Origin of the sequence: Sphingomonas sp. CCH9-F2 (assembly GCF_001556735.1) — a bacterium.
Taxonomy (GTDB): domain Bacteria; phylum Pseudomonadota; class Alphaproteobacteria; order Sphingomonadales; family Sphingomonadaceae; genus Sphingomonas; species Sphingomonas ginsenosidimutans.
In genome coordinates this window covers 1-6,073 of record NZ_LSJO01000345.1, presented here as the reverse complement: position 1 = coordinate 6,073, position 6,073 = coordinate 1, and the positions used below count along the sequence as shown (strand labels likewise).

7 protein-coding genes and 1 riboswitch are annotated in these 6,073 nt (G+C 69.1%); of the genes, 4 read left to right on the top strand and 3 right to left on the bottom strand.

Annotation, left to right across the window (positions count from 1 at the left end):
- Positions 1-88 precede the first annotated feature (88 nt).
- A riboswitch (glycine riboswitch) is annotated at positions 89-191 on the bottom strand.
- Positions 192-310: 119 nt separating this feature from the next.
- The gene (locus AX685_RS10030; protein ID WP_066488138.1) at positions 311-577 is read left to right on the top strand and encodes a hypothetical protein; all 267 of its coding nucleotides are present in this window, start codon (positions 311-313) and stop codon (positions 575-577) included.
- Here AX685_RS10030 and AX685_RS10025 read toward each other — a convergent pair.
- Both AX685_RS10025 and AX685_RS10020 read right to left on the bottom strand, forming a co-directional pair.
- A complete protein-coding gene (locus AX685_RS10025; protein WP_066488136.1) occupies positions 570-1,751 on the bottom strand; it encodes an MFS transporter in 1,182 nt (393 codons plus the stop codon). The genes AX685_RS10030 and AX685_RS10025 overlap by 8 nt on opposite strands.
- A gap of 75 nt (positions 1,752-1,826) precedes the next feature.
- Complete coding sequence (locus tag AX685_RS10020; RefSeq protein WP_331710166.1) at positions 1,827-2,456, bottom strand: nitroreductase; 630 nt, start codon at positions 2,454-2,456, stop codon at positions 1,827-1,829.
- A 114-nt stretch (positions 2,457-2,570) separates the two neighbouring features.
- Between AX685_RS10020 and AX685_RS10015 the strand changes: the two genes are divergently transcribed.
- From AX685_RS10015 to AX685_RS10005, 3 genes are all read left to right on the top strand, one after another.
- Positions 2,571-3,770 carry an acetyl-CoA C-acetyltransferase gene (locus AX685_RS10015; protein ID WP_066488133.1) on the top strand — a complete coding sequence of 400 codons (1,200 nt, stop codon included), beginning with the start codon at positions 2,571-2,573 and terminating at the stop codon, positions 3,768-3,770.
- Between the two features lie 118 nt (positions 3,771-3,888).
- Positions 3,889-4,671: an SDR family NAD(P)-dependent oxidoreductase gene (locus AX685_RS10010; protein WP_066488131.1), complete on the top strand. Its 783-nt coding sequence runs from the start codon at positions 3,889-3,891 to the stop codon at positions 4,669-4,671.
- A gap of 45 nt (positions 4,672-4,716) precedes the next feature.
- Positions 4,717-5,148: an acyl-CoA thioesterase gene (locus tag AX685_RS10005; protein WP_066488129.1), complete on the top strand. Its 432-nt coding sequence runs from the start codon at positions 4,717-4,719 to the stop codon at positions 5,146-5,148.
- 122 nt (positions 5,149-5,270) lie between these two features.
- Here the strand turns inward: AX685_RS10005 and AX685_RS10000 are convergent.
- Positions 5,271-6,073: PQQ-dependent sugar dehydrogenase (locus tag AX685_RS10000; protein ID WP_066488123.1), on the bottom strand; the 803-nt coding region annotated here is incomplete at its 5' end.

Here is a 6,073-nt window from a genome sequence, read left to right as displayed (position 1 = left end):
AGCTTTCTCCGCGGCGCCGGTGCGGCGGCGGCGGATTACCCCTTCGGTGGGCCGGCGCGTGGAGCGCCCGCCGCTTTCCAGAGTGTCGATGGCCCGCGCGGTCCATGGTGCCTGAGAGATTCCGGGGTGGTTGCTCCTTCGGCGGCGACGCCCGGCCTGGAAGGCCCGTCGCACTCTCCCGCGCGTGCCCATGCCGGTCGCCCGGCATCGACGCCACCGCCTCTACGCGACCCGCCGGGTGAGTCAATCGGGAGCCGATGCGCGCGCCGCCGGTTGTTGCAGACGACAGGGTTCGTAGGAGAGGAAGGCCATGGATATCGCCCATACCAGCGCCGTCGAACGCATCGCGCGCGTGCTCGCCGGCCAGCGGCTGAGCGCCAACGCGGAGGGGCAGACCGAATCCGCCGCCGGGGCGGTCGATGCCGCCTGGAAGGACTATCGCGACGATGCGGTCGCGGTGCTCCACACGCTGCGTGCGCCCAGCGAGGCGATGGCCGCGGCGGGCGACGTGGCGATATGGGAGCGGATGGTGCTGGCCGCGATCAAGGAGGCGCGGCCCGCCGGCATCGTCATGTAGCGCGCCGCTCGACCGCCCAGGATACCGCCAGCATCGCCAGCCCGCCCAGCGCCAGCGCCGCGCCGACCCAGCCGGTCGACGTCCAGCCATAGCCGGCGGCGATCGCCATCCCGCCCAGCCACGGGCCGAGCGCATTGGCGACGTTGAACGCCGAATGGTTGAGCGCCGCCGCCAGCCCCTGCGCATCGCCGGCGACGTCCATCAGCCGCGTCTGCAACACGCTGCCCAGCGATCCGCCGAACCCGATCAGCAACACCGCGACGATCACCGACCACAGATGCCCGGCCGCGAACGGCCACAGCATCAGCGACGCCGCGCTCCACACCAATACCCCCGCGGCGGTCGGCAGCAGCGCACGGTCGGCGAAGCGCGGGACGATCAGGTTGCCCGCGGTCATCCCCACGCCGAACACCGCCAGCGCGACCGGCACGACCGCGGGCGACACCTTCGTCACCGCCGCCATCGTATCGGCCAGATAGGTATAAACCGCGAACAGCCCGCCGAAGCCGATCGCGCCGACGCCCAGCGTCAGCCACACCTGCGGCGTGCGCAGCGCCGCCAGTTCGCGCAACGGGCTGGCATCCGCGTCGGCGCGGTCACGCGGCGCGAACAGCGCCACCAGCGCGGCGGTCAGCCCCGCCAGCACCGCGACGATCACGAAGCACGATCGCCAGCCGACCACCTGTCCCAGCGCATTGGCCAGCGGCACGCCGACGATCGTCGCCACCGTCAGCCCCAGCAGCACGCGCGCCGCCGCCTGCGTCCGCCGCCGTTGTTCCACCAGCGAGGCCGCGACCAGCGTCGCGATCCCGAAATAGGCGCCGTGCGGCAGCCCGCTGAGGAAGCGGAACGCCATCATCGTGCCATAGTCGGGCGCGACCGCCGACAGCGCATTGCCGAGCGCGAACATCGCCATCAGCGCGATCAGCAGCGTCCGCCGCGCCATCTTCGCGCCGATCACCGCCAGCAGCGGTGCGCCTACGACGACCCCCAGCGCATAGGCGCTGATGACGTGCCCCGCGGTGGGCGCATCGACGCCAAGGTCGCGCGCCATGTCGGGCAACAGGCTCATCGTCGCGAACTCGGTCGTCCCGATCGCGAAGCCGCCGACCGCCAGCGACAGATGGATGAGGCCGACCGGCGCGCTGGGCCGGTCGGCGATGGCGGTGGCCATGGCGCGTTCCCGATGGTGGCTATCGCGCTTTAGCTGGCCATTGTGCGGTGCAGCGTCAACCCCGCACCACCCGGGTTACGCCAGGATGCGCAGCCATTCCTCCTCCGGCGCGCGCGCCGACCGGGTCAGGTTGGCGGGATCGTCGGTGTCCTCGTAACCGATCGCGACGCCGCAGAAGAGCATCCGCTCGGCTGGCACCTCCAGGAACGCCTCCACCGTCTGCGGATAGACCGCCCAGCATTCCTGTGGGCAGGTCGCCAGCCCTTCCTCGACCGCCAGCAGCATCAGGTTCTGCAGGTACATGCCCAGGTCCGCCCATTGCGGCGGTCCCATGCGGCGGTCGACCGTCACGAAATAGGCCGCCGGCGCGCCGAAGAACTGGAAGTTGCGCGCGAACCACAGCGCGCGCGCCTTGCGATCCTCGCGCGGGATGCCCAGCCGGCCGTACATCTCCTCCCCGATCGCGAAGGTGCGCTGGCGATAGCGGTCGTCCATCTCCTTGGGATAGATGTCATAGCCCGGCGTCTCGGTTTCGCGCCGCTCGATCTTCCCGGCCATGATCCCCTTCAGCCGCGCCATCGATTCGCCGTGGACGATATCGATGTGCCACGGCTGGATGTTGCCGCCGGTCGCCGCGCGCGACGACAGCAGCGCCAGCCGCTTGAGCACCGCCGGATCGACCGCCCCATCGAGATAACCGCGCACGGACCGCCGCGCCCGAATTGCGTCCGCTACATCCATTCGACTCTCCGCCTCTTGCCGTTCGCGTCAATCTGCGCGATCAGACGCGGGATAACAGTTGTTACGGAGAGTCGGAAGATGGCCGAAGCCTATATCGTCGAAGCAGTACGCACGGCCGGCGGGCGTCGCGGCGGAAAGCTGGCGGGGGTCCACCCGGTCGATCTGGCGGCGCGGGTGCTGGACGCGGTCATCGACCGGTCCGGCATTCCCGCCGAGGCGGTCGAGGATGTCGTGATGGGCTGCGTCAGCCAGGGCGGCGAACAGGCCGGGCAGGTCGGGCGCAACGCGGTGCTGGCGTCCAAGCTGCCGCAGAGCGTTCCCGCCGTCACGATCGACCGCCAGTGCGGTTCGTCGCAGCAGGCGGTGCAGTTCGCCGCGCAGGCGGTGATGAGCGGGACGCAGGACGTGGTGATCGCCGCCGGTGTCGAAAGCATGACGCGCGTACCGATGGGATCGACGTTCAAGCTGTTCCACGATGCGGGACTGGGCAAGAACAAGTCGCCCGGGCTGGAGGAGAAATATCCCGGCATCGTCTTCAACCAGTTCGCCGGCGCGGAGATGATCGCGAAGAAATACGGCTTCACGCGCGAGGCGCTGGACGATTTCTCGCTCAACTCGCACCGCAAGGCGGTGGCCGCGACGCAGGGCGGCAAGTTCCGCGATGAGATCGTGCCGATCGACATCGAGACCGCCGAGGGCGCCGAACAGCATGTCGCCGACGAGGGCATCCGCTACGACGCATCGGCAGAGGGCATGGCGGGCGTCAAGAAGCTGACCGAGGACGGCGTGCTGACCGCCGCATCGTCGAGCCAGATCTGCGACGGCGCATCGGCGGTGCTGATCGTCAGCGAGGAAGCGCTGAAGAAGTACGACCTCAAGCCGCTGGCCAAGATCGTCAACCTGACGGTCACCGCGGGCGACCCGGTGGTGATGCTGGAGGAGCCGCTGTTCGCGACCGACAAGGCGCTGAAGCGTGCCGGCCTGTCGATCGACGATATCGACCTGTACGAGGTGAACGAGGCGTTCGCGTCGGTGCCGATGGCATGGCTGCACCATACCGGCGCGAAGGCGGAGAAGCTGAACGTCAACGGCGGCGCGATCGCGCTGGGCCACCCGCTGGGCGCGTCGGGGACGAAGCTGATGGCCACGCTGGTCCACGAACTGCGCCGCCGCGGCGGGCGCTACGGCCTGCAGACGATGTGCGAGGGCGGCGGCGTCGCCAACGTCACGATCATCGAGAATTGCGACTGGCAGGGCGACGGCGCCAAGGCGGCGTAAGGCAAGATAGGTTCTTCGTCATCCTGCGCAGGCTGGGGTCTCCTGCCGCGGGCGCGCGCCGGTGGCGCGAGATCCCGGCCTGCGCCGGGATGACGACATTTTCAGAGGAGCAGGATTGATGAAACTCGACAACAGCATTTCGGCCGTCATCACCGGCGGCGCGTCCGGCCTGGGCGCGGCGACCGCGCGCGTGCTGGCGGCGAAGGGCGTGAAGGTCGCGCTGTTCGACCTGAACGAGGAAAAGGGCGAGGCGCTGGCCGCCGAACTGGGCGGCGTGTTCTGCAAGGTGAACGTCACCGACGAGGCGTCGGTCGACGCCGGCTTCGAAAAGGCGCGCGCCGCGATCGGGCAGGAGCGCATCCTGGTGAACTGCGCCGGCACCGGCAACGCGATCAAGACCGCCAGCCGCAGCAAGGAAGACGGCAGCATCAAGCATTTCCCGCTCGATGCATTCAACATGATCATCCAGATCAACCTGGTCGGCACGTTCCGCTGCATCGCCAAGTCGGCGGCGGGGATGATGACGCTGCCGCCGCTGGAAGACGGCGACCGCGGCGCGATCGTCAACACCGCGTCGGTGGCGGCGGAGGACGGTCAGATCGGCCAGGCAGCCTATTCGGCGTCGAAGGGCGGCGTCGTCGGCATGACCCTGCCGATCGCGCGCGACCTGATGAGCGAGAACATCCGCGTCAACACGATCCTGCCGGGCATCTTCAATACGCCGCTGCTGGCCGCCGCGCCGCAGAACGTGAAGGATGCGCTGGGCGCGCAGGTGCCCTTCCCGAAGCGGCTGGGCAATCCGGAGGAATATGCCGGCCTGGCGCTGACGATGATTGAGAACGGCTATTTCAACGGCGAGGACGTTCGCCTCGACGGCGCGATCCGCATGGCGCCGCGCTGATCGGCGGAGCCGGGCGGCGCGTCGCGGCGCCCGGCCACCTTACATATGGCAAGGCCATCGCCCGAGCGGCTGCTGCTCGCCAGCTATCCCGTCCGCATCGTCATCCCCACGCGGTTCCAGGACCTGGACGCGATGGGGCATATCAACAACGTCGCCTTCGCCGCGCTGTTCGAGGATGCGCGAGTCCGCTTCAATCGCGCGCTGGGGCGTATGGACCGGGCGGGCGGACTGCGCGCCGTCGTCGCGCGCAACGAGGTCAATTACCTGGCCGAGGGCAGCTATCCCGATGACGTCGAGATCGCGACCGGCATCACGCGGATCGGCAACCGCTCATGGGACGTGGCGGCGGTGATGCACCAGCACGGCCGCGCGATCGCGACCTGCGACACGACGCTCGTGATGACGCATCCGGCGCAGGGAGGCATACCGGCGGATTTCCGCACGCGGTTGGACGAGGTGATGGTGCGGGCGGGGTAACGTCGGTCTTCACACACCCCGCCTTCCCCCACGTCGCCCCAGCGAAGGCTGGGGCCTTTCGCGGCGGGCGTTCCGAACCTCACAGCGAAATCCCGGCCTCCGCCGGATGACGATGAGTTGGATCACGCCCGCGGCGTCAGTTTCAGCAACCGCCCCTTGGCGCCATCCTCGATCACCCAGATCGCGCCGTCCGGACCTTCCGCCACGTCGCGGATGCGCGCGCCCATCGGCCATTGATCGCCCTTGGTCGCCTGCGTGCCGTTCAGGTCGACGCGGACCAGCGATTGCGACGACAGGCCGCCGATGAAGGCGTCGCCCGCCCATTGCGGGAACAGCTTGCCCGAATAGATCATCAGCCCGCCGGGCGAGATCACCGGATTCCACCACACCTTCGGCGCTTCATAGCCATCGCCGGGCGCGTGATCGGGGATGTCGCGCCCGTCGTAATGCGATCCGTTCGACACGTTGGGCCAGCCGTAATTGCGCCCCGGCAGGATCAGGTTCAGCTCGTCCCCGCCCTGCGGCCCCATTTCCTGTTCCCACAGATTGCCCTGCGCATCGAACGCGATGCCCAGCAGGTTGCGGTGCCCGTAGCTCCACACCTCCGGCAGGAACCCCTGCGCCGCCAGCGGATTGCCCGCGGCGGGCTTCCCGTCGGGCGTCAGGCGCAGCACCTTGCCCAGCGATGCGTCCTTGTCCTGCGCGGGGGTGAATTTCTGCCGGTCGCCGGCAGTGAAGAACAGATATTGCCCGTCCGGCGAAAAGGCGATCCGGCCGGAAAAATGCCCGTCGCCGTCAACCAGCGGCGTGGCGCGGTACAGCGCCTCGATCGAGCGCAGCCGCTCCGCACCGGGCGCGTCGTCCAGCACGCCGCGTGCCAGCACCACGCCCTTGCCACCGTCGCCGGCCGCCGAATAGCTGAAAT

Excerpts from the sequence above, each read along its gene's own strand:
- AX685_RS10030 (WP_066488138.1), top strand. The coding sequence starts at position 311 with ATGGATATCGCCCATACCAGCGCCGTCGAACGCATCGCGCGCGTGCTC.
- AX685_RS10025 (WP_066488136.1), bottom strand. The coding sequence starts at position 1,751 with ATGGCCACCGCCATCGCCGACCGGCCCAGCGCGCCGGTCGGCCTCATC.
- AX685_RS10015 (WP_066488133.1), top strand. The coding sequence starts at position 2,571 with ATGGCCGAAGCCTATATCGTCGAAGCAGTACGCACGGCCGGCGGGCGT.
- AX685_RS10010 (WP_066488131.1), top strand. The coding sequence starts at position 3,889 with ATGAAACTCGACAACAGCATTTCGGCCGTCATCACCGGCGGCGCGTCC.
- AX685_RS10005 (WP_066488129.1), top strand. The coding sequence starts at position 4,717 with ATGGCAAGGCCATCGCCCGAGCGGCTGCTGCTCGCCAGCTATCCCGTC.